Below are 23,429 nucleotides of genomic sequence, written 5' to 3'. Positions count from 1 at the left end.
GAAACGGTGATGAGCTTTTTTTTTAGAACCTTCACAAAAAAGAAAGATTTGCAACTACCAGATCGAGCTTAGGAATGAATGGGAAAAGGCGTAATTCACCCTTTCCCAAAATTTAGTATCAATTTTTACCTGGAGCTCATGAAAAAAGTCGGCGATGCTCAGCAACCCAAACTTCCAAGTCTGTCAACTGTACTGGAAGTTTTTCCAAAACATCATGCATCAACGAAGAATGCATTGAGGGATAATTTTTTGAATCGGTTATTTCCTGATACATGGCTTCGGCTCCTTTACCCGCACCTTCACCAAAAAGATCGTCAAGAATTTTTCCAAAGTCTTTAGGAGGCATTTGTCTGTAATTTATTTTTCTTCCCAAGCCAACGGAAAATTTTTCTGCCAATTGGCTTCCAGTCAAATTTTCAATTCCACTTACCTGAAAGGAATGTCCTGCTAAATGAGGGCTATAAATGGCTTCAGCAACCAGATTTGCTACATCCTTGGTTGCTATCCAGCCTAGAGGCATTTCCTCAGGTGTCGGATATGTCACTGTATCTTCTGTTTTTACATAGGGCGCTGTCCAAGGACCCAGAAGATTTTCGGCATATACAGATGGCTGAATAATGATGTGGGGAAGTCCGCTTGCTTGTAGGTATGCCGCAATATCAATCCGTATATCCAGAGAAGGATTCCCAATTTTAACAGGCAGAATAAATCCACTGGAATTCCAAACCAGAAGTTTCACTTTATTTTGTACTGCGGCATCAATTGCATTTTTGGCATAATCCAAGCCATCCCATGGATTTTCAAGAAAGAAAGGAACCAAAAGAGAAACGGCATCCACTCCTCTTGTGATTTCAACTAACCGATCTCTGTTTGACAGATCTGCCATTACGGGTTTAGCTTTGGCATTCTTTAACAAGTCAACTTTAGCTTCCCGATGAGTCGTTGCCAACACTTCTGCTCCTTTTCCATTCAACGCAGCAATAACAGGAAACTGCTGAGATCCACTTGCACCATAAACTAATACTTTCATAACATGCTTCGTTTGTTTTATATGATTCAAAGATGCTTAACTTCACTATACATTAGTAAGTACTATACTCACGTATAGCACTATACTTGGATATAGCACCTATCGAAACTATGAACAGCTCGAAAGAATGTATTGAATTTATCCGTCCGGTACGGGATGTCTTGGATATCATCAACGGAAAATGGAAACTCCCGATTTTGATCGCTCTTTCATTTGGAAAAAAGCGGTTCAAAGAGTTGGAGCGGGACGTAGAAGGAATTACCCCAAGAATGCTTTCAAAGGAACTCCGGGATCTGGAAATCAATCAACTTGTAGTGCGGACAGTCTATGACACCATCCCCGTCTCAGTGGAATATAGCCTCACCGAATACGGCAAAAGCCTGGATTCTGTGATCGTAGCCCTACGAGAATGGGGCAAAAATCACCGGAAAAAACTATTCTCAGCATCGTAACCAGATCACAGGTTGACTCAGATTAGTTGGGATTAAACTAGGATTTAAACAATAGCTTCTGTCGATTGCCATTCGAATAGGAAGGGACATTGAGGTATCTAAACTTAGAAACCGATAGCTGAAAAAGCGCCTAAATGGGGGAAAATCAGACTAATCAACCCGTTCAAACTTTACCCTTTTCACCCTTCCCCCATTCAAAAGAAACCCTGAATCCTGAAATTCGAAACTGTAAAAATCAACCAAAATCTTGGTGTCAGAGACTAACAATCCCTTGCTTTTATCCTCACCACGGAAGGTGATTTCATAGTTTTCCCCGCCGAGGTGCTCAATCCGGATTTGAGTTTCAGTTTCACTATTCAGATACTCACCATCGATTCCTTTGTAATCAAAGTCTTTCCTAATCGGTTTGGTCTTTATCAGTGAATAGGGTGAATGGTTTATATAATAGGCTGTGACCTGTCTTTCTCCTTGCGCATTGGTCGTAAACTCCTGCTTGAAAGCAGGATCAAACTTCTGTCGAAATACATTTGCTGATTCCCTTTCCAGTTCCACATCGTTCCTTCCTACGCGAAGCAAGAAGATTTTATCCTCCCGCATTTCAAAAGTAAATGCAAAGTCGTCTTCGGTCAGATAAGTACCTAGAAGCTCCGAATCACTAACATATTCCCCAATCCGCTCAGGTTTGGTGATCAGGGTGTTTTGTGTTTCTTCAAGCCCAAAGACTGCGTCTACCATTTGCCGAGTTTGGGAGGAAGGAATGGATTTGCCAGTATTGGTCAGCGTCAGGAAAGAATAATTCTGCTTCGGAAACCTCACTACTGTAGCCTTCCATGCGCCAGTAGCACCCTCATGATAGGCATAATCCAAACCTTGGTATTGGCCAAACTCCAGCCCATAGCCATAGTTGGGAAACTTGGATGATGTAAGAGTTTGCTGGCTTTCCTCAATCAGCTTTGGGTCAAAAGCTGACTTGCCATTGCCCTGTACCAGTTTTTCCCATTGGATCTGATTCTCCAGGGTGGTGAATAGGTTTCCATCACCTACTACCTCCCAAATCCAATCATAGGTCGTCCACGAACTGAAATTGAAATAGGCCCTGGCAATGGGGCCTTTGATGGAGGTATGATCACTTTCAAATGCGGTATTAGGCATGTTCAGCTTTTGAAACATTTCGCTGGTAAATTCCCGGAATGTCTTTCCTGATACTTTTTCCACGATCAGAGCCAAAAGGATATAATTGGAATTACTGTAGCTATAAGCACTATCCGGATCAAAATTCAACTCCTTTTGTGCAGCCAACAGGTGCAACACATCGGCATTATCAAAGCCTTGCTTCCACCACGTATACCCCATCAGAGACCAAAGATCGTAGCAATCCCGAATACCACTGGTATGGTTTAGCAGCATTTTTACGGTTATGGAAGATTTGATGTCCGGAAACAGATTTGGAAAAAACGCCCTGATATCCGAGTCAAGTTTGAGTTTCTCATCTGAAACCAGACTTAAAACTGCCAGTGCAGTGAATTGCTTTCCATTAGAAGCTATGTTAAACCGGGTGGATTTATCAATGAGACTGCTATCAGCCAAGTCGGCAATACCGGCGTATTTCGCATAGATGACTGCTCCATTCTGAATAATGGCGGTCGCAATCCCTGGAGCCTTTGCAGGTACGTCCTGTTTGGCTATTGAATCAAGTTTTTGGATCAAATCTGGAGATAGTGGAGACTGAGCAAGAATGACGCTGGTTTGAAAAAGGACTAAAACAAAGGCTAGAAGTACTCTCATGTGTTTTGTTGGAATTTTATTGGCCCTATGGAATCTCGCATCTCTAAATACCGAACCAATATGTGAGGTACGAGTCCCGCTTGATTTCATTTGAATTTTTCTTCAAGGATGGAACAAATACCAAATTCTCTCGCTTCAAATCCTGATTTGACACCCCTTTTACTCCTTTTTGCCGAAGTATTCCTTTGGATTTGCTCCGGTGTACCGTTTGAAGGCTCTGTTGAAGGTCGATTTGGAATTAAACCCACATTCCAGAGCTATCCCCAATAAGGTCAAGTTCAGATCTTTTTTATGTTCAATTTTGTCGATGACTGCTTTGACCCGAAACTGATTGATGTAATCATTGAAATTCATCTCAAAAGCCAGATTGATGGTTTGGGATATTTTTTTCGGATACGTCTCCAACTTCTGCGCAAGATCAAAAACAGAGAGCTCTGGATTTTCAAAATAACGCTCCTCTACGATCAGTTTTTCGATTTTTTCCTTCCAAAATTCCAAATCATCCGGCAAGGGCACTTCAGTCTCAATTGGAACCTCCACTGAAGCCGGAAGCTCGGAATCCTGGCCAATGTCCCTCAAACGGTCTAATCCACCAAGGGCGGTCAGGGATCGGATCGAGGACATATACCCTGCCATCGACACATAATAGAGCACTGCTCCAAAAAGAAAATAATACCAAAATTTCCGACCAAAGGCATCCCATTCTGGATTAAGAATAAAAAACAAACCTCTAAGGATAACCAATACCAGCAGAGCGATCAAAAAGTGTTTTGCCCATCTGAAACTGAGCGAATCGGCATGGCTAAACGAGTTAAAGGTGACAGCCTGGTATTTTTTATAAATCCTCAAACTCAGCACCAGATAGATCAAGAGCGAAAAAAATCCGGCCGCTTGGTATTCAAATAAAAAATCCTTGTCTCTTCCGTCCTCATAGAAAAAATACTCCTGAAGAATAACCTGATCAACAAGGAAAACGACCAGCGAATAAATCAGATAAACTAATCCCGGAAGGAAGTGCAGGTAATGGATTTTTATGAATCTAAAATCTCTGTCCAGTAGGGAATTCAGGTAGAAATAGATGACAGGAGGAAGTATCAGCAACTGCTGAAATGGAACATAAAATAAGATATCGCGGTACGGATTTCTAGAATACCAATTGGCATATCCGAGCATAAAAGGCATGATGTACAATACCGAAAGGATAGTAAACATACCCAGCCAAAGGCTTGGCTTGTGGTCATCTCTCAGTCCTTTAATCAGGAGTAGTACAAAAAAGATCAATCCATGTACAAAGAACAGAAATAGCAAACTGCTTTTGTCATTGAAGCTAAAAAACATGGGAATAGGTTCTTGGTTTACCATCGATCAGAAAATAGGAAGAAGATTTTTTTAGCCCAACTTCTGAATAGGCAAGGTACAGTAAACCTGAATTTCTGCGAGATAATTTATTCTCTAAACTGTCCAATACCTAGCTCACCCTTTGAAATCCCCTCCATTTAGCGGGATGAATATACGTTCTCCTCCCGAATGGCCTCAGCAATATTCAAATGAAGAATTACTGATCCTGGCTTTGCTGGCAAAAAAAATGAACAGCGTGTAATTCGTAGTTTGCTTTGGTTTTTCAAACACAATTCGACACCACTACCAAACCACCTGAATTTAAAAGCTGCACCCTCTTTGGAATGCGGATTTTGCTGTAGAACACAAAAGGATAAAAGGCAGGTTAAACTGAGCTGACTACGATATCTACCTCAAAACCTACCCTTTAAACTCTGTTTTTTGCAGAATTAAACCTCAAAATGCAGCTTCCTTCACTTTTGGAAACACCTGCACAGTGCTTTTGACTTTGGCTTTTTTCTCTTTCTTTTTTCTCCCCCACCAGATCAGAAATCCAGTCACTGGCAATGAAGCAATGATCGCACTGAGAAAAAAGGCAAGTACTTTACCGGGTAAGCCTGCGATGGCTCCAACATGGATATCATAGTTCATCCGCTGCAATAGCTCTCCGGCGCTGGATTCATGAAAGCGGTTCCAGACATGATCCACGGGCAGTTCTTCCAAGGTATATTGATCAAAATACCGATAATCCATCTTCCAAAAAGTTGATGCGTCAGGATTTGCATTGGCAGCGAAAGATCCATGCTCATAGTCCGGCGGATGCACCTCGATCCACTCCGCCTCAGGATATTCTGCACGCATTTTGTTCCAAACCAAGTCGATTCCTGGGATCTCTCCGGTGTAGGATTGGGTGGAGTCAGAAGCAGGCGCATAGTACTCGATGAATTGTTTGCCTCCTGTAGTCGCTGCATAGTAAGCGTCCCGAAACCAGGTAAAACCCCATACCAAGCCAGTAATAGCAAATACCAGCGCAAAGATCATCACATAAAATCCAAGCACCTGATGCAGGTCATAGTTCACCCTTCTCCAGCGAGCTGTCCAACGGATCTTGAAACTTTTCTCTGCTCCCTTTTTCTTCTTGGGCCACCAAAGAATCAATCCTGAAATGACCATTACCAAGAATACCAGCGTAAAGGAAGCAACTACAGGTTGGCCGATCTCAGGAGGCAACCAAAGGTAAAAATGCCCGTCAAGGACTAACCTGAAAAAGTCTGCGTATTCATCATTGAGTTTGAGCAGATCACCAGTGTAAGGGTTGATATAAGCGATTTTGTAATGGTCATTTCCTTCTCCATAGCTGAAGAAAATCGCCTGAACAGAACGCTCCGCAGTTGGATATAGGATACCGTGCAAGTGGCCTTCAGGAAAGGCATTTTGAGCAATTTGGGTAATCTGAGAAGGAGGAAGAACGGATTTGGACTGCGGCTCTACAAAAAGGAAAGAATAAGTTAAGTCTTTGATTTCTGTTTGAAAGGCATAAATACATCCAGTCACTGCTACTATGAATACCACAAGCCCGGACGAGAGTCCGAGCCAGAGGTGAATTTTTCCAATTGCTTTCTTCAGGTTCATTTAGAATCGATAGTTAAAGCTGAGTGCCACATTTCTTGGAGCCTGAGGCGTCACCGTAGACCAACCTGAGAAGTATCGCTCATTGCTGAGATTATTCACTTTGAAAGCCAAAAGGTACTGACTGCTGGTGTAGGAGATTGCCGCATTGAAAACCTGATATGAAGGAATAGCAAAGGTTCCATTGGATCGGTTTAGCGTAAGATGCTCGGAGGCAGCATTGCCACCGAAACCAAGTCCAAAGCCCTTCAAGCTACCTGCAGGAATCGAATAGCTCAACCAGAAATTGACCAATTCCTCAGGCCCTGCTTCTTCGGGTCTTAGGCCGAGATAGCCATTGATCGGATTATCTTTCGTGACTTCTGCGGTGTTTTTGGAATAGCCAGCGATCACACTCATACCTTCAAAAGGTGAGGCTACCAGCGACAGCTCAAAGCCTTTGCTTTCCACTTCACCTGCCTGCAGGGAATTGTTGGGATTGTCAGGATCGTTGATCAGGCGGTTTTTTACACGGATATCGTAATAGCTTGCAGTGGCTGCCAATCGGTCTTTTAGCAGGTTTGCCTTAATTCCAAATTCCATTTGATTGGCCTGCTCCGGATCAAATGCCTGAAGCCTTGGGTTAGTTCCGTCCACATTAGCTATTGTGCGCGGGGCAATATTGACAAAGCCATTCATGTAGTTGGCAAAAACTGAAACCTTGTCTTGGATTGGCTGGTACACAATTCCAAGTTTGGGCGATAGGGCTGTCTGACTCTTTACCTCTTCTTCAATCCAATAATCTGTTTTCCCTTCAAAGCGGTCTGCTCGCAAACTTGCCATTACCGATAGGTTAGATCTGAGGTTGATCACATCAGAAATGTAGGCGCTGAATACGGTGCTCTTGCCGGTAGAATTGCCTTCAAAAGAATTTCGAAGCAATTCATCCACTCCAGCCTGGGTCAAAATCCCTGTATCACTGCCATCGGAAAGTTTGACTGCGCCATTGGCTACCCAGCCTGTACTTCCATTGAAGATGCTTTGGTCGTAATAATCGAGACCAATGACCATTCGGTTTCTGAACTTTCCAAGTGTAAAGTCTCCGATAAAATTCTGCTGGACGTCTGTAGTAATCGTCTGCCCATTTCGATCTGAAATAAATCGGGTAAATGAATCTCCATCCCCCGCATCAAATAAGTAATGGTAATATCCGTCTGTTTGAGTTGAACTTCGAGAAATCACCGTTTGGGAAGTCCAGTTGGGCGATAAGGTATACAGTGCCTGGGCCTGAATTCCGTAACTTGGGTTACGGATGCTTAACTCATTTCCTGTAAAAGAACGCTCGTAATTGGCCAAAAAAGGATCGATTCGGTCAAACTTCAACTCCGCATTTCTATTTAAGAATATCATTGGCGCATTGACTGAATTGGACTCCAAAAACTCCGTATTGATCAGGAAGGTCAATCGCTCAGAGGCTTTGAATTTAAAAGATGGAGCGAAGAAAATCGATCTGCGGGAGCCTGCGTCCTGAAAAGTGTTTTGGGAGTGGTATGCAGTATTGAAACGGATTGCTGTGGATTCACTGATCGGAACATTGACATCTGCCGTCAACCTGTTCATCCCAAAACTTCCTGTGATAAATCCCACTTCACCTTTGAATAGATCAAAGGGCTTTTTGGTGGTGATATTGATCAATCCCCCATAAGAAATCACCGCACTGCCAAAGAGGGTTCCTGATGGACCTTTGATCACATCAATAGTTTCAATATTTGCTGGATCCAAGGCTCCGTTGTTCACATTCGGCATTCCGTTGATCAGGGTTGGTTGTACCGAAAACCCACGCATGGCGTAAAATTCCGCACCGTCTCCTCCCCTTCCAGTAGATTCCCACAGTCGGGTTACGCCCGTTGCGTTTTTGATTGCATCATTCATTGAGGTAACTACCTGCTCACGGAGCAACTTTCCGGAAATCGAATTGTAGACTTGCGGGTTTTCCAAATCCCGAAGCGGGAGTTTGCCCACAGTAAAACTGGAGTCCGAATAGAACCTGTTGGATGAAAAATCAGTGACCACTACTTCAGTAAGGTCGGTAGAACTCTCCTTTACTGAAAAATTCAAAGTAGCCGTCTCCCCAGGGGCGAGGGTAATTTGTTGCTCCTGTTTTTCCAAACCTACAAAAGAAGCAAAAACGGTGTAGGTACCAGGTTCGATGTTTTTGATCTCATACCTACCATAGCGATCGGTAGTGGAGCCTTTGGACAAGCCTTGAATTCCAACATTGACGAATTCCAATGCCTGATTGTCCGATGTAATAACTTGGCCCTTAAGAGTCGCTGATTGTGCGAAAGCCCAAGAACTGATAGTAGAAAATAAGAAAATTAGGAGTAAAGATTTGCGATTCATTTGGAGTGATAGTTGACGCCACAAACCTATTGCTTAGAATCATTCTAAACAAATTATTTTTAATCAATCTTAATAAGACTGCTGCATTTTATTGATTACCTGTTCAGTAATTAATTCCGCCAAAAAAATCTTAAACCAATATCCGGGTTAAATTACCCTCTTTGGATTTAGAAGAAGGCATCCTAAGACAAACGTCACTTCCGAGTCTGTTTATCTTTTGTTTGATTTAACATCGCTTGTCAAAGCCCAGAAGAAAAAGAAAATTCTTTACCCAATCGATTTTTACTTTAAAAAATAATCTATTCTAAAGGACACTTTAGTACCCTTGATGCGGGGTCCTTTTTCGATGAAAATTCCAAAACTGTAGAGGAAAGCTTTTTCTTCAGAATGAACTAAAGGTCAAGCTCTGAGTTTAATTAAGAGATAAACGCTTTCTCAACTAAATGGGTGCTCAAATCATCTTCCCTTTTACCGAAGGTGTAAAAGAAATATTTTGAACCCAATTTGGCTTATTTCTTGACTCTCAAAACTAGCCGAAAGCAATGCATTTTTGTCCAATCCATTAATTCTATTATCATCAAAAGATTTATCCGGACATTACTAAGAGTTATTGGAATTGTGGTTGTCTCCCTTTTGGCAATCTTTATTCTTTTGGTGGTTTTTATCAGAAGTCCATGGGGTCAGGATATTGTCGTGGAGAAAGCTACCAATTTTGTGTCCAACAAGACCCAAACTGTAGTTTCCATCGATAAACTCTACCTCACGTTTACCGGAAACCTTTCAATGGAAGGCCTATATCTGGAGGATACCGAGGGAGACACATTGCTATATTCTAGAAGCCTGGAGACTGGAGTTGAGCTTATTCCGCTGATTAAAACCGGGGCTATCCATATCACAAAACTGGATTGGGATGGACTCAAGGCGAATGTCTCCCGAACTGCACAATCAGGAAAATTCAACTATGAATTTATAATTGACGCTTTTGTGACCCAAAATGGGCAGGATCCGATCGCTCCTGACACCACAGCTCAATTGGAATCCCAACCGCTTGAAATTTCCCTATCGCCCATCTCGCTGAGGGATTTTGATATTCACTATTTGGATGAGGTGATGGGAATTAATGCTTTTCTAAATCTTGAATCCTTGACTCTAGAGATACCCGTTTTGGATTTGGAAAAATCTGAATATCGAATTTCCGAGCTTTCCATTCTAAATACGGAAGTATTATACACCCAAACCAAACCGTTTGAACCTACAGATGAGGACACAACAGCTTCAGTCTTACCTTTTTTGACTATTGACAAGGTCCGACTTTCAAATGTTTCGGCTGAATACAATAACACAGTAGACCAGCAGAAAGCTGGATTGGATATCGGGGAATTCACGTTTCAGGCACCGGAAATTGACCTTCAAAAGCAAGTGGTCAAAGTGAATACCGTTTCACTTCATGATTCTCGGATTTTGTTTCATGACTTTGGAAACCAAGTTCCTGAAGTGGCAGAACCCTCCCCTGAATCAGCACCTTTTGCTTGGCCAGCTTGGACTGTAGAAGTAGGAGCTATTTCCTTGGGAAATAATTCGGTTGAATTCAAAACCGCGGATCAGAATACCCAAAAAGGATATTTTAATCCTGAGATAATTATCCTATCCGACCTTAGACTGGAAGCTGGAGGGCTATTTTTGGAAAATAATCAAGCCAGGCTTAGTCTAAGTGAAGCTGGTTTTGCCGAAGCAGGAGGTTTTGAGCTTAAAAACCTTCAATTTGACTTTGCGCTCTCGGGTGAAGAATCTGAGTTAAATAACCTTTGGATAGAAACCAACCGAAGCCAACTGAAAGGAATTGCTAGATTGGACTTTGCCTCTATCCAAAATCTAATCGATCATCCTGAAGCCGTCAATCTTGACCTCACGCTATCAGAAACCCGACTCGATGTCAGAGACAGCTATTTCTTTGTCCCGGAACTTTCCTCAGACACACTAATCCAAGAAGTTGCCACTGCTCCTATCCTACTCGAAGCAAAAGCAAAAGGAAATCTTGAAGCACTTTCTGTTTCTCTTTTGGACTTGAGATGGAGTGAAACCCGACTTAAGGCAAGGGGTCAACTAACCCAGGCTTTGGACACGGAGCTTTTAGCGTTTGATTTTCCCAAAATAGAATTCCAAACCAATCGAAAAACCTTACTCAAATTCGTCGACGAAACTCAACTGGGCATTGCCCTGCCAGACAGCATACTCTTGACAGCTAATGCTATGGGAAGCATTGATGATGTGTTGGCAAATGCCAAGTTGCATACGGAACTGGGTGATCTGATTTTAAACGGAAGACTCCAAAACGATGAAACCCTTGCATTCGATGCAGACTTGAAGGTTGATCAGCTACAGCTTGGTGCCTTGTTGGATAATCATGGGCTGGATACCCTTTCTTTTTCCCTTTCAGCAAATGGATCTGGCAGTAGCTTAAATGACCTCAATGCCAAGCTCACTTCTTCCTTCCAACGACTTCGAATCAACGGAAATGACTACTCCGGTCTTGCGCTCGAGGGGCAACTTGAAAACGGCAAAGGCGATGTCCACATGTGGTTGGAGGATGAGTTTTTGGACTTTGATCTACTGACCAATTTGGAATTGGATTCCACGCAGTCCATCATCGACTTGAACCTGGACTTGAAAGGAATCGATCTGTTTGAACTCGGATTTGCAGCGCAAAGCACCCGAGCAAAACTTCAGTTGCAGGTGAATTTCAAAGGGAATCCCTCAAGTTTTGACTTGACCACCAAGCTTCAGGATGCCTTGGTGGTATATGATCAGCGATCCTTCCCGGTAGGTGAGTTGAATTTGGATGCCAGAATACGGGAAGATTCCACCGCTATCGCTATCAAAAGCCAAATTTTGAACGGAACCCTACGTTCCAACACTTCTCCGGATAGCCTAATCACAGCAGTCTCTGACCATCTCAAGCAGCACCTTGACAAACTGGATTCCATAGAGGGTTCGAGGGGGAATATCACCATGTTGCTTGATCTCTCCATCAATCAGGCTCCGATAGTAAATCAGGTTCTTCTACAAGGGCTGGAGCAACTGGATAGCGCTAAAATCATGGTTGATTTCAGTCAACCCGAAGACAAACTTGTAGCAAACATTGATTTCCCCTATGTCAACTACGGCGGATCCGAAATAGATAGTCTGGGAATCCGGATCAATTCCGACACCGAGAATCTGTCGATCGCATTCGGTTTCCTAGCATTAAATGCCGGTCCATTGGCTATGGATCGCACCTATTTCACAGGAGAGCTGCAGCAATCCCGACTTTACCTTGATTTCAATTCCTTTTCGGGTGAGGAACAATCCTATCACATCGCCTCTGACATTGGCTACTCGGGAGATACACTTAGTGTCCACGTGTCACCTGAGGGTCTCTTGGTCAATTCAAAGGAATGGAATATTCCTGAAAACAACTTGGTGAAGCTCGCGAGTCAATTTGTTCATTTGGAAGAGTTTGTATTCTCCAGAGAAAATCAGGAGGTAGCCATTCGGGATGACTTGAGCGATATTACAGATGAGCATTTGGCGATCCAGTTTGACAATTTCCGCTTGGAAAATGTCACCAGTTTACTCAATCCTGATTCATTGGTAGCTGCTGGAAATATAGACGGAAGGCTGGTTCTGGAAAATCCCTTTGAAGCTCCGGGGATCTTGGGCGAATTGAAAATAGACAGCTTAAACATCCTAGAAAACCCGCTTGGCAACCTCAGTCTCAATGCGACCTCAGAAAGACTTGGGGATTACAGACTTGCCCTTTCACTGAAGGATGGCGGTATGGATCTAGACCTGAAAGGTGATTTTCAAGCCAGTGAAACAGGAGGGATATTTGATGTGGCATTAGATCTCAATCAGATCGACATGGAGGTTATAGCTGGACTTTCAGGCGGCGAACTACGAAATGCATCTGGAAACATCTCAGGGCTCATTGAGGCTAGCGGCACGACATCCGATCCGCAATATTCAGGTGAAATCACCTTCAATGATGCTTCATTTATTGTCTCTCAACTCAATTCCAATTACCTCTTGGCAAATGAAACCATCGAGGTGGACAATGCCGGAGTATTCTTTAATGACTTTACCATTCAGGATGAAAACAAAAACAGCTTTCAGGTGGATGGATCGATCTTCACTGAAAGTTTCATTAATCCTACTTTCGACTTAAGGCTTCTTGCAGAAAGCTTTTCCGTCGTGAATTCTACACGGGAAGACAACGATCTCTTCTTTGGGAAAGGGATTATTGATGCAGATGTCACCATCTCCGGCGATCTCCTTCTGCCCGAAGTCGTAGCAAATCTTACTGTCAAAAAAGACACCGAGCTGACCATCATTATTCCAGAATCACAAGTAGACCTAGTAGCACGTGAAGGAGTAGTGATCTTCGTCAATCGAGGGGACCCCGATGACATTCTCACCCGAAATACCGAAGAAGCAACGAGTGGCTTTGCAGGATACGACATTCGGGCCATCATTCAGGCTGATCCTGAGGCCACTTTTCGAGTGATCGTAGACGAGCGCTCAGGAGACAATCTACTGATTTCTGGAGATGCGGATCTTAGCCTGGAGATCAATCCAAATGGGCGCATAACCTTGAGCGGAAATTACGAGATCACAGGAGGACATTATGAAATGTCTCTTTATAATCTGATCAGCCGAAAATTTTCCATTGCTGAGGGAAGCCGAATCTCATGGAACGGTGACCCGATGGATGCAACACTCGACATCAGTGCGATCTACGAGATCAGAACTTCTTCCTCTGAACTCATGTCCTCTCAGCTTACCAGTGCGTCAGGTGGTGCAAAAACCCAATACCAGCAGGAGCTTCCATTCCTCGTTTACCTCAATGTCAACGGGGAACTCCTCCGTCCAGAAATCACTTTTCAACTCGATATGCCGGAAAACCACCGGGGAGCATTGGGAGGAAATGTCTATTCCAGAGTTCTGCAGGTAAACGAGCAGGAGGATGAACTCAACAAGCAGGTGTTCTCCCTTCTGGTATTGAACCGATTCTTTCCTTCCACTGGGAGTGACGGATCAGGAGGAGGTACAGAAGCGATTGCTCGGAGCAGTGCCAGTCAGGTACTATCCGGTCAACTCAATGCGCTTTCAAGCAAACTGCTTGGGGACAGCGGTGTAGAGTTGGATTTTGACTTGGATAGCTTCACCGATTATCAGGGAGATTCACCTCAGGAACGAACCCAGCTCAACATCAATGCACGAAAGGAACTGTTTAATGAAAAGCTGATCGTTTCGGTAGGCAGTCAGGTGGATGTAGAAGGAAGTTCTCAGACTCCGCAGCAAGGCAATGCCTTGATAGGAAATATCAGTCTGGAATACCTCTTGACAAAAAATGGACGATGGAGGCTTAAGGGATTCCAGCGCAATGAGTTCCAAAGCATCATTGATGGACCTTTGGTCGTCACCGGATTCGGAGTGATTTTCAATCGGGAATTCAATCTCTTCCGGGAACTATGGAGGGGTAATTCGGAAAACACAAATACTGTGAATCCGATCGATGAACTCGAGAAGAAAAACGGAGAGAAAAAGGAAGATACGTCCAACAAAAAAAAGGATGAACTTAAAAAGGAAGAAGATGAAAATTAAGAATTCAGTACTTCTTGGATTTGCTTCTCTACTCCTACTTGGATTTGGTTGCAGCGTGAAAAAATTCATTCCCGAAGACGAATATCTCTATACCGGGGCTGAATTGGAATTGGAATCTGAAACCAAAATCGAAGACATCAAAGAAATCTCCGAAGAAATAGAAAACCTTCTTCGCCCCGAACCCAATCAGAAAATCCTAGGAATGTATGTCGGACTTTGGGCACATTACAAAGCTTCGAAAGAAAAACCAGGGTTCATCAATCGGTTTTTGAATAAAAAGCTTGGCGAGGAACCTGTCTATTTCAGTCAGGTAAACCCCTCCACTACTGAAGATTTGATCCTGAATAGACTGGAGAATCGAGGTTTTTTCTACAGTGTCACCAGTTCGGAAGTGAACCGGAAAGGAAAGTATGCCGAGGTAAATTATGCCGTCAAGGTCTCAAATCCCTATCTCTTGGATACGGTGATAGTAGATCGGGATTCGATGGCGATTGACCGCGAGATCATCCAATTGATGAAGGATACTGAATTGAAGCGGGGCACCCGCTTTGAACTTTCCAAATTAGAAAGCGAGCGAAGCCGGATAGATGAGGGCCTCAAAAGAAAAGGATACTACAACTTCAACAATGAGTACCTGATATTCGAAGCAGATACAAACATTGGTGACTCCAGCCGTACATTTAATCTGTATCTCCGGTTGAAAAACGCGGTACCTACCTCAGGTATAATCCCCTACAAAATCGATCAAATCAATGTTTTTCCAAATTATTCGGTCAATGAAAAAGCTGAGCTCATCGATACGGTTACCCTCAACGGAAAGAATTACATCCAAGGCGATCTGGTCTTCAAGCCAGAGCTTTTGGACAATTACATCCTAATTGAAAAAGACTCGCTGTATAGCCCAGCCAAATCCAGACTTTCCAGCAATAGACTGAGTTTTATTGGCAATTACCGCTTTGTAAATCTCAGGTATGAAGAGCTGGATACCAACGATTCGCTCGGACACCTAAGAGCGAATTTCTACCTGTCTCCCATGACGAAACGGAATGTTAGGGCGGAACTACAGGCCATTTCCAAATCCAACAACTTTGCAGGCCCCGCGCTGAATTTGATATATCAAAACAAAAACCTGTTTAAAGGAGGTGAGACGCTCAATCTCACGGCAAAGTTTGCCTACGAATGGCAGCTTTCAAGAGGTGAAGTTCAAGGACTGAACTCACTGGAACTCGGGCTGGGTGCTGATCTGATCTTTCCCCGTGTCATTTTTTTCTTCCCTATTAAAGAGCGCTTTAGCTTTTCGGTACCAAAAACTAAAATGGGCATCCGGACCGAATACCTCAACAGACAGGGATTGTTTCGCTTGAACACCATTTCGGCCAACTATGGCTATTTCTGGAATGCCAATAGATTTGCTTACCATGAGATCAATCCAATTAGTATCAACTTGGTCAATCCATCGGAAATTTCAGATGAATTTGAGACCATTCTTGAATCCAATCCCTTCCTTCGGACGAGTTTTGAGCGGCAGTTTATCGTCGGTCTCAATTACACCTTCAACTTCAATAAACTCGCTGACCGATTTAGGAAGCATGGCTATTTCATCGGATTAGGAATTGATCTGGCAGGGAATGCACTCAATGCGGCAAGCAATCTAACCGGGTCTGAATCCGGCGAATTTTTGGGTCTGCCCTATGCCCACTATGCCAAAACAGACCTAGATTTGCGTTACTACTTCCGGTTTACAGAAAATCAAACCATTGCCACACGCCTTTTTGCAGGTGTAGGAAAACCCTTGGGCTCATCCTTGTCGCTTCCCTACATCAAGCAATTCTTTGCCGGTGGACCAAATAGTATCAGAGCCTTCCGGATCCGTTCGCTTGGTCCAGGAACCTACCGGCCCGAAGTTTTCGATCAGCAGTCATTTTTTGATCAAGCTGGAGATATCCGACTGGAAGGTAACATCGAATACCGATTTCCCATTATCTCGGTGCTCAAGGGGGCGGCATTTTTGGATGCGGGAAATATCTGGTTGATTAACGAAAATGAGAAATTGCCGGGAGGCAAATTCAGTTCTTCTTGGTGGAAAGAACTGGCAGTAGGTACTGGTCTGGGATTGCGTGTTGACATTCAGTTTTTCGTTGTGCGGTTTGATCTTGCCGTTCCCCTCCGTGTGCCCTATTTGCCTGAAGGCGAACGTTGGGTAAACGATTTTGATTTGGGAAGCAAAACCTGGAGACGAGAAAACTTGATCTTCAATTTTGCAATAGGGTATCCTTTTTAAATAGAAATCCTTACAAAATACGGTTTAAAGAACTTTCGCCCGACCCTTCGATGGCTTTTACCATAGCCTTACCATGATCGATCTGAGGGATTGGAATGAAAGTATACCTCCAGATTTTGGAACTCTTTCCAATTTTTTTAAAAAAATAAACCTGATTCAATAGGGGTACGCGCTTGCTGGATTGTCTCCATGCTGAAACCTAAACCAGCAGCATGAAATCAACAGTAACAGTCCTCACATTTCTTTTTTCACTACTCTACCATCAGGTATCAGCCCAGTCCCTTACCCAAACCTTACGTGGCAAAGTAGTAGATCAAATCAGCCGAACCCCCTTGCCGGGTGCTACAGTCATGATTCTGAACGTGGATCCCCTGATCGGAGCAATTGCAGACCAAGATGGAGATTTTAAGCTGACGGCAGTTCCAATAGGCTCGTACACCCTGAGGGTGAGTTTTGTAGGATACGAGGACCTAATCCTCCCAGCGATTCAGGTCAATTCTGGAAAAGAAGTGGTGCTGACCGTCACACTGGAAGAGTCGATCGACCAAATGAATGAGGTAGTGGTATTGGCAACGGAAAAAGAACGGACGGTCAATGATATGGTCACTGTGAGTGGCAGAACATTTTCAGTAGAGGAAACCAGAAAATTTGCGGCAGCGGTCAATGATCCGGGCCGGATGGCGGCTTCATTCTCAGGAGTCGTTGGCACAGATGATGGCAATAACAACATTTCCATACGAGGAAACAGCCCAAATGGCTTGCTTTGGAAGATGGAAGGAATAGACATTCCCAATCCAAATCATTTTGTCAATCCCGGTTCCTCTGGAGGAGGGATTTCTATTCTTAGTTCGCAACTGCTGGCCAATTCCGACTTCATCACCGGGGCATTCCCAGCCGAATATGGCAATGCACTTTCGGGGGTTTTTGACCTAAGTTTGCGTAGAGGTAATAATGAAAACCGGGAATTTACCTTTCAAGCCGGATTTTTGGGGACAGACCTCGCCGCTGAGGGGCCAATTGCCAAAAACTACAAAGGATCCTACCTGATCAATTACCGGTACTCTACCTTAGCTTTCCTATCTAAACTAGGCATTCCTCTAGGGGATTTTGCTACAGATTTTCAGGATTTATCGCTGAATTTCTACCTGCCTGCCGGTAAAAAACACAGCTTTTCGATTTTCGGTTTTGGGGGTCTTAGCGATCAGGCCAAGGAAGCAGAAAAGGACTCATTGCAGTGGACCGAAGACTTTGACCGATACAGCTCCTCTTACTTTTCCAATACAGGCGCACTTGGGCTCAAGCATGCCTACATGATCAATGAGTCCAACTTTCTCCAAAATACCATTCTTGCTTCGGGTCATACCATTGGAGACCAGACGGACCGTTTGGATGAAAACTACCAAAACCAAGCATGGTACACAGAGAATTTTGGGAATTCAAAAATCACGGTAAGCAGCGTCTTGAATTCAAAACTTTCCCCGCGATCCAATCTTAGAACTGGTGTTTACTTCAACCAGCTGTATTATAACCTCCAAGAAAATGGCTTCAATCAGGATCAAGACCGGATAGAAACCTACATTAATTCAAAAGGAAATACTCAGAGCATTCAGGCATTTTCACAGCTCAACCTAAAAGCCACGGAGCGCCTCAGCTTCAATTTCGGACTCCACTATCTTCATCTCTTGCTGAATTCCACCAACTCCATCGAACCACGGTTCAGTGCCTCGTACCAATTGGACGAAAAACAGCGAATCAGTTTTGGATATGGGCTTCATAGCCAAATCCAACCCCTGGGGACCTATTTTGCAGAAATGGAAGAAAACGGTCAAGTCATCAAACCAAACGAAAATCTCGGCCTCAGCAAATCACATCACCTCGTCATCGGATATGACCGCCAATTGAATCCATTTCTCCGAATGAAAATTGAAGGATACTACCAATACCTTTATGCTATTCCCGTCAAGCCTGGAAGCGATCAGACCTACTCGATCATCAATCAACAATGGAGCTACATCACCGATCCGCTGATCAATGAAGGGTACGGCAAAAATTACGGTGCCGAGTTTACATTGGAACAATTCACCCACAACAATTTTTACTTCCTCTTTTCTGCCTCCCTGTATAACTCCCTGTACAAAACCCAAGAAAATATCTGGAGAAATACACGCTACAATGGCAACGCAAACCTCTCCCTGACTGCCGGAAAAGAATATAACCTGAAAAAAAATCGGGTTTTAGGAATGAACTTCCGAAGTATTTATGGTGGTGGGTTGCGAACTACTCCAGTCAATTTGAACGAGTCCATCAACCAGGGAGAGACTATGTATGAAGAAACTATGGCATTCGAAAACCAAAATCCAGCCTATTTCAGAACGGATATTCGGATCAGTCTCAAGTGGAATAGGCCCAATTCCACCAGTACACTTGCCCTTGATATCCAGAATCTAAGCAACAGAAAAAACATTTTCGGGAGCTATTTTGAACCGATGTCAGGGGAAATCATCACCGCCTATCAGACTCCTTTGATCCCACTGCTCAGCTATCGGATCGAATTCTAACCGGTCAGAATAATACTCATGAATAATTATTCCATCGGTAAACAAATTTCTAAGCGCTATAGGGGTGAACCTGTTTTGAGTTGTCTTATTTCAAAAAGAAACCAAAATCTTATCTTGCATCGAAAGCAACTTCATATCCATGCAGGAGTCGGATCAACAGGTTTTTTTAGCGATACAATCAGGCCAAACTCCCGCCTTTGAAATGCTGTTCAAAACCCATTATCAGTCGCTTTGCCGCTACGCCAATAGCATTCTGAAAGATCCAGACGGAGCTGAGGAAGTGGTGCAGGCTACTTTTATCGGGCTTTGGGAAAAACGGAAAACCATTTCCATAGATTCTTCTTTGAAATCCTACCTCTATCGGGCGGTGCGAAACTCTTGTCTCAATGAACTGAAACATGAGCAGGTAAAACAGCGCTACATGGCTCAGCAGGCTGTACAGGATGAAGTCCACTCACAGCCAGCAGATCACTTATCGATCCATGCAGAATTGGAAGAGAAAATAAAGGCTGCCATTCAGACTCTTCCTGACCAATGCCGACTGATCTTTACCATGAGTCGATTTGAGGAGCTGAAATACCAGGAAATCGCAGATCAGCTGAACCTTTCTGTGAAAACTGTAGAAAACCAAATGGGCAAAGCATTGAAACTCATGCGGGCCCAATTGAAGGAATACTTGCCACTGTTGGCAATTCTAATGAGCAATTTGTTAAATCCATGAGCCGGGAAGCGGAATATATTGAAGATCTGATCGGCAAATTCATTGTCGGTGAAGCCTCAGACAGTGAGATTCGGGCTCTGCGGGAATGGTGTGCGCTTTCTTCAGAGAATCAAAAGTACTTGGATGATGCTGTTTTCATTTTCGAAAAAGCACAACTACCCGACCAGCCTGAGTTCAAGGTGGATTTAGCTTGGGAAAAAGTAAAAAGCAGGATTTCAGAAAAGAAACCCAAGACTAGGTTCATCCTCCCCTCCTGGGGTATAGCAGCTGGATTAGTGTTGGTGTTGGCATTTTCATTTCTCTTTTACCAGCAATTTTTCAAGCCAGAGAAATTTTTATTTGTGAGCGAAAATCAGGTCAGGACCGAGATCCTGCCCGACCAGACTGAAATCTCTCTCAACAAATCTTCCGAAGCTACAATCGAATACAATGCCCGAAAAAAGACCGGAACCATCTTACTCACCGGAGAGGCAACGATCAGTATAGGAAAAGAAAAGGACATCCAATGGACCGTGGAAGCTGAAAACTTGCTCATCCGGGATATTGGGACAGTTTTTCATGTCAAAGCTTATCCTGAAAGTCAACAGATTGAGGTGTCCGTATTGGAAGGTGCGGTGCAATTCTACAGCCAGACTGATGCTGGGATTTTGCTTCAGGCAGGGGAAAAAGGAGTCTATAACAAAACCTCAGGCAGCTACAGCAAAACAGAGGCGGATACCAATGTGGTAGCATTCAAGACCCGATCGTTCCAGTTTGATGAGGAAAATCTTCAGGAAGTGGTGGATCGGATCAGTGCGGTTTATGACAGAAAAATCACTTTGGCAGGTGGAATAGGTACCTGCAAAATCACCGTCGAATTTACCGAAGAAGAATTTGATACCATTATTGGGATTCTCTCAGAGACCATGGGCTTGGAGGTAAGTGAAAATGGCGATGAAATTATTCTGAGTGGCGAAGGCTGCTCTTAATCTCATGACCCTGAAGACATGAAAAAAGCGCAACTTTTTTTAGCCGTATTTTTTTTGATATTCGGAAGGCTTCACAGCCAAAATATTCCTGTTCTGGAGCGGAAAATTACATTTTCGGCACAAAACGAACGAATAGATCTCCTGCTCAAACAGCTCGCTCAGGAGGCCGGATGCGTATTTTCCTACAGTTCGTCAGCCATTGATGTAAGTAGGACTTTTTCCGGAGAGTTTTCCGACCGACCCTTACGGGAAGTACTGGAGGTGGTTTTTGTCGGAAAAGTCCAGCTCAAATCAAAGGGTGTTTATGTGATTTTGACTCCCAAACCCGATTCTCCAAAAGAACTGATCGTAAGTGGCTATGTCGTAGATGAGAGTGGGAAAGGGATCGGAAATGCCACAATCTATGATCCGATTACGCTCAAGTCATCGATCACAGATGAGTTTGGTTATTTTCAGTTTGAAGTAAAAAATCCCGCAGTCGAGAATTTTGAACTCATAGTCAACAAAAAGGACTTTAGCGACACGCTTTTGATCGATAAGTCCGGCAATTCCTTTCAAAAAATCCTGTTGAAGTCCGAAGACTTAGGCAAAAGCATTGCAGAGCCGGTAAAGAATTTTTGGATTTGGACCAAAAACTCCGTGGGATTCAAAAACCTGGAAAACGTCAGTGACACCATTCACAGAGGTTTTCAGGTGTCTCTGGTTCCCTTTGTGGGCACCAATCGCAAGATCTCCGGGAGTGTGATCAACGATTATTCCCTCAATGTGCTTGGCGGTTTTTCGGGTGGTACCGAAAAGGCTGAATTGGGTGGATTGTTCAATATCAACAGTGGGAATGCCGGAGTGGTACAGGTAGCGGGACTTTTCAATCAAGTGGGTGGGCAGGTTCGAGGCCTGCAACTAGCAGGATTGGCAAATGCTGCTATGGACTCGGTAAGGGCAGCGCAGATCGCCGGGCTAGTCAATTTCACGAATGGAAAAGTCAATGGATTCCAATTGGCCGGCCTGATGAACCTTAACACGAAAAGTGTGGACGGAACCCAAATCGCCGGAATAACCAATTTCACCTACCGGGACTTGAGAGGAGCACAAGTCAGTGGAATTCTCAATATTGCCAGAAATGTGACAGGCTCACAAATTGGCCTTTTCAACTATTCAGATAGCACCACAGGAGTTCCTGTAGGGCTGATCAGCTTTGTCCGAAAGGGCTACCACAAAGTAGAAGTGGGTGCAGATGAAATGTTGCCGCTCAATATTTCCCTTCGAACGGGTACCCGCTCTTTTTACAACATGCTATTTGCAGGAATACGACCAGATCAGGCTGATTCCACTACCTGGGCGTTTGGTTATGGAGTCGGTTTCTCACCGAATCTTGGCAAAAAAACCTACCTCAACATCGAGTTTAGCGCGCAGCAGCTCAACAAAGGAAATGTGGCAGCATTAAACTTGGTCAATCGGGTGTATGTAGGTTTTGATTGGCAAGTGGTCAAAGGCTTTGGAATCTATGCAGGACCAAGCCTGAACTGGCGGGTTTATGACAATTCCTTCACTGGTCATCCGCAGACGTTCACCTATTCAGATCCCAAAATTCTCTCTGAATACATCCATCCAGTCGATGATATTGCCAGCCAACTTTGGATAGGAATACGGGCTGGAGTGAGGTTTTTTTAATAACCTTGAATTTTCCTGAATCCCCATAGCCTAAGCCTGAAAGGTTCAGGGTTAGCAGGCCGCCCACAGTTTTTTTTATTTTTTTTGAAACAAGCATAGGGGTAAGTCAAAGTTGACTTGTCTTACCCATGAAACTAAACCAACACTTTCTTTCCTGAACCAAATCGAGTTTTGGATAAGAGCATTTTAATTTAAAAAAACATGAAAAAACTACTCTCAGTATTGATCGCTTTAGTTGCTATTCAGACAGCTTATGCGCAGCAGGCCGGCAGATTCCGCTACCAGATGGACCTTGGATTTGCAGCTCCAAAAAACGGTGGCATTGGAGCCTTGGTGCATGTAGAACCTCAAGTACTCCTATTGGACAATCTCGCTCTGGGTCTGAGAATGGGTGCAACAGGAATGGTAAAAGATGTAACCTATTTCGAAATTCCTGATGATTATGATGGAGAATTGGCTGCAAATCTTTCCGTCTCAGGCACGGCGAATTATTATTTCAAACTCAACAAGGGTAACCTTGCTCCCTATGTAGGCGCCGGTTTTGGGTACTATGCACTGGGAAATGTGGAGGTACAGGGAGACCATTTCGAAGATGCGGAAAATCTACAGGCAAACTTTGCATGGGCACCCATGGTACGGTTGGGTGTTGAACTGAATAAATTCCGGCTTGGAGCGGAATACAACTTTGTCCCTTCTAGCAATCTTCAGAATGTCAGCGGTGAGGTGATCGGCCGCGCTACCAATGAGTACTTTGCTTTTACGCTGGGCTTTTTTGTCGGTGGAGGAAGATGGGGAAGGCTTTAACCTGTGCTTATTCTTGATCAATATCGGTTCATTTGAAAATTTATTCTCTTTTTTCAGCGAGTCGACTTTGATCAAGAGTTAAAATCGCTATGTTTGCATGCCGTTAGAAAAAGAGCCCTCTGGGCTTGTTTTTAGCAGGAAGCGGGGTGTAGCGTAGCCCGGTATCG

The 23,429-nt window shown here is 43.8% G+C and carries 13 protein-coding genes; 8 read left to right on the top strand and 5 right to left on the bottom strand.

The features are described 5' to 3' along the window. Positions 1-136 precede the first annotated feature (136 nt). Entirely contained in the window at positions 137-1,030 is an 894-nt protein-coding gene (locus tag DK188_RS20720) for an SDR family oxidoreductase (RefSeq protein ID WP_111672772.1), read from the bottom strand. Positions 1,031-1,140: 110 nt separating this feature from the next. Between DK188_RS20720 and DK188_RS20715 the strand changes: the two genes are divergently transcribed. After that, positions 1,141-1,482, top strand: a complete 342-nt coding sequence (locus DK188_RS20715) for a winged helix-turn-helix transcriptional regulator (protein WP_111672771.1) — start codon at positions 1,141-1,143, stop codon at positions 1,480-1,482. Between the two features lie 150 nt (positions 1,483-1,632). On the opposite strand, the gene DK188_RS20710 is transcribed toward DK188_RS20715, so the two are convergent. From DK188_RS20710 to DK188_RS20695, 4 genes are all read right to left on the bottom strand, one after another. After that, positions 1,633-3,267: a serine hydrolase domain-containing protein gene (locus tag DK188_RS20710; protein WP_157963308.1), complete on the bottom strand. Its 1,635-nt coding sequence runs from the start codon at positions 3,265-3,267 to the stop codon at positions 1,633-1,635. A 159-nt stretch (positions 3,268-3,426) separates the two neighbouring features. Further along, on the bottom strand, positions 3,427-4,605 hold the full coding sequence (locus DK188_RS20705; RefSeq protein WP_111672774.1) for an AraC family transcriptional regulator: 1,179 nt from the start codon (positions 4,603-4,605) through the stop codon (positions 3,427-3,429). A 456-nt stretch (positions 4,606-5,061) separates the two neighbouring features. Further along, positions 5,062-6,237: a PepSY-associated TM helix domain-containing protein gene (locus DK188_RS20700; protein WP_111672769.1), complete on the bottom strand. Its 1,176-nt coding sequence runs from the start codon at positions 6,235-6,237 to the stop codon at positions 5,062-5,064. Next, positions 6,238-8,616 carry a TonB-dependent receptor gene (locus DK188_RS20695; protein ID WP_111672768.1) on the bottom strand — a complete coding sequence of 793 codons (2,379 nt, stop codon included), beginning with the start codon at positions 8,614-8,616 and terminating at the stop codon, positions 6,238-6,240. Positions 8,617-9,132: 516 nt separating this feature from the next. Here DK188_RS20695 and DK188_RS20690 point away from each other — a divergent pair. The 7 genes from DK188_RS20690 to DK188_RS20660 all read left to right on the top strand — a co-directional run bounded on the left by DK188_RS20690 (position 9,133) and on the right by DK188_RS20660 (position 23,262). Further along, the gene (locus DK188_RS20690) at positions 9,133-14,259 is read left to right on the top strand and encodes a translocation/assembly module TamB domain-containing protein (protein ID WP_232825785.1); all 5,127 of its coding nucleotides are present in this window, start codon (positions 9,133-9,135) and stop codon (positions 14,257-14,259) included. Beyond that, the gene (gene tamL, locus DK188_RS20685) at positions 14,249-16,540 is read left to right on the top strand and encodes a translocation and assembly module lipoprotein TamL (protein WP_111672767.1); all 2,292 of its coding nucleotides are present in this window, start codon (positions 14,249-14,251) and stop codon (positions 16,538-16,540) included. Before DK188_RS20690 ends, tamL begins: the two co-directional genes overlap by 11 nt. A 212-nt stretch (positions 16,541-16,752) precedes the next feature. Continuing rightward, on the top strand, positions 16,753-19,098 hold the full coding sequence (locus DK188_RS20680) for a TonB-dependent receptor (protein ID WP_111672766.1): 2,346 nt from the start codon (positions 16,753-16,755) through the stop codon (positions 19,096-19,098). Positions 19,099-19,237: 139 nt separating this feature from the next. Continuing rightward, positions 19,238-19,819, top strand: coding sequence for an RNA polymerase sigma-70 factor (locus DK188_RS20675; RefSeq protein WP_111672765.1), 582 nt, complete (start codon positions 19,238-19,240; stop codon positions 19,817-19,819). Next, entirely contained in the window at positions 19,816-20,787 is a 972-nt protein-coding gene (locus tag DK188_RS20670; RefSeq protein WP_111672764.1) for a FecR family protein, read from the top strand. Before DK188_RS20675 ends, DK188_RS20670 begins: the two co-directional genes overlap by 4 nt. Positions 20,788-20,805: 18 nt before the next feature. Further along, the gene (locus DK188_RS20665; RefSeq protein ID WP_111672763.1) at positions 20,806-22,458 is read left to right on the top strand and encodes a peptidase associated/transthyretin-like domain-containing protein; all 1,653 of its coding nucleotides are present in this window, start codon (positions 20,806-20,808) and stop codon (positions 22,456-22,458) included. Positions 22,459-22,659: 201 nt separating this feature from the next. After that, positions 22,660-23,262 (top strand): outer membrane beta-barrel protein, encoded by a 603-nt coding sequence (locus tag DK188_RS20660; RefSeq protein ID WP_111672762.1) that lies wholly within the window; start codon positions 22,660-22,662, stop codon positions 23,260-23,262. Positions 23,263-23,429 lie beyond the last annotated feature (167 nt).

The sequence above is a fragment of the Algoriphagus litoralis genome (genome assembly GCF_003259255.1).
Lineage (GTDB): Bacteria > Bacteroidota > Bacteroidia > Cytophagales > Cyclobacteriaceae > Algoriphagus > Algoriphagus litoralis.
This window is presented reverse-complemented; position numbering and strand designations above follow the sequence as displayed.

Bases quoted from the DNA above. Each gene is read 5' to 3' on its own strand.
- DK188_RS20660 (WP_111672762.1), top strand. From the start codon at position 22,660: ATGAAAAAACTACTCTCAGTATTGATCGCTTTAGTTGCTATTCAGACA.
- DK188_RS20670 (WP_111672764.1), top strand. From the start codon at position 19,816: ATGAGCCGGGAAGCGGAATATATTGAAGATCTGATCGGCAAATTCATT.
- DK188_RS20720 (WP_111672772.1), bottom strand. From the start codon at position 1,030: ATGAAAGTATTAGTTTATGGTGCAAGTGGATCTCAGCAGTTTCCTGTT.
- tamL (WP_111672767.1), top strand. From the start codon at position 14,249: ATGAAAATTAAGAATTCAGTACTTCTTGGATTTGCTTCTCTACTCCTA.
- DK188_RS20705 (WP_111672774.1), bottom strand. From the start codon at position 4,605: ATGTTTTTTAGCTTCAATGACAAAAGCAGTTTGCTATTTCTGTTCTTT.
- DK188_RS20665 (WP_111672763.1), top strand. From the start codon at position 20,806: ATGAAAAAAGCGCAACTTTTTTTAGCCGTATTTTTTTTGATATTCGGA.
- DK188_RS20700 (WP_111672769.1), bottom strand. From the start codon at position 6,237: ATGAACCTGAAGAAAGCAATTGGAAAAATTCACCTCTGGCTCGGACTC.
- DK188_RS20715 (WP_111672771.1), top strand. From the start codon at position 1,141: ATGAACAGCTCGAAAGAATGTATTGAATTTATCCGTCCGGTACGGGAT.
- DK188_RS20675 (WP_111672765.1), top strand. From the start codon at position 19,238: ATGCAGGAGTCGGATCAACAGGTTTTTTTAGCGATACAATCAGGCCAA.
- DK188_RS20680 (WP_111672766.1), top strand. From the start codon at position 16,753: ATGAAATCAACAGTAACAGTCCTCACATTTCTTTTTTCACTACTCTAC.
- DK188_RS20695 (WP_111672768.1), bottom strand. From the start codon at position 8,616: ATGAATCGCAAATCTTTACTCCTAATTTTCTTATTTTCTACTATCAGT.
- DK188_RS20710 (WP_157963308.1), bottom strand. From the start codon at position 3,267: ATGAGAGTACTTCTAGCCTTTGTTTTAGTCCTTTTTCAAACCAGCGTC.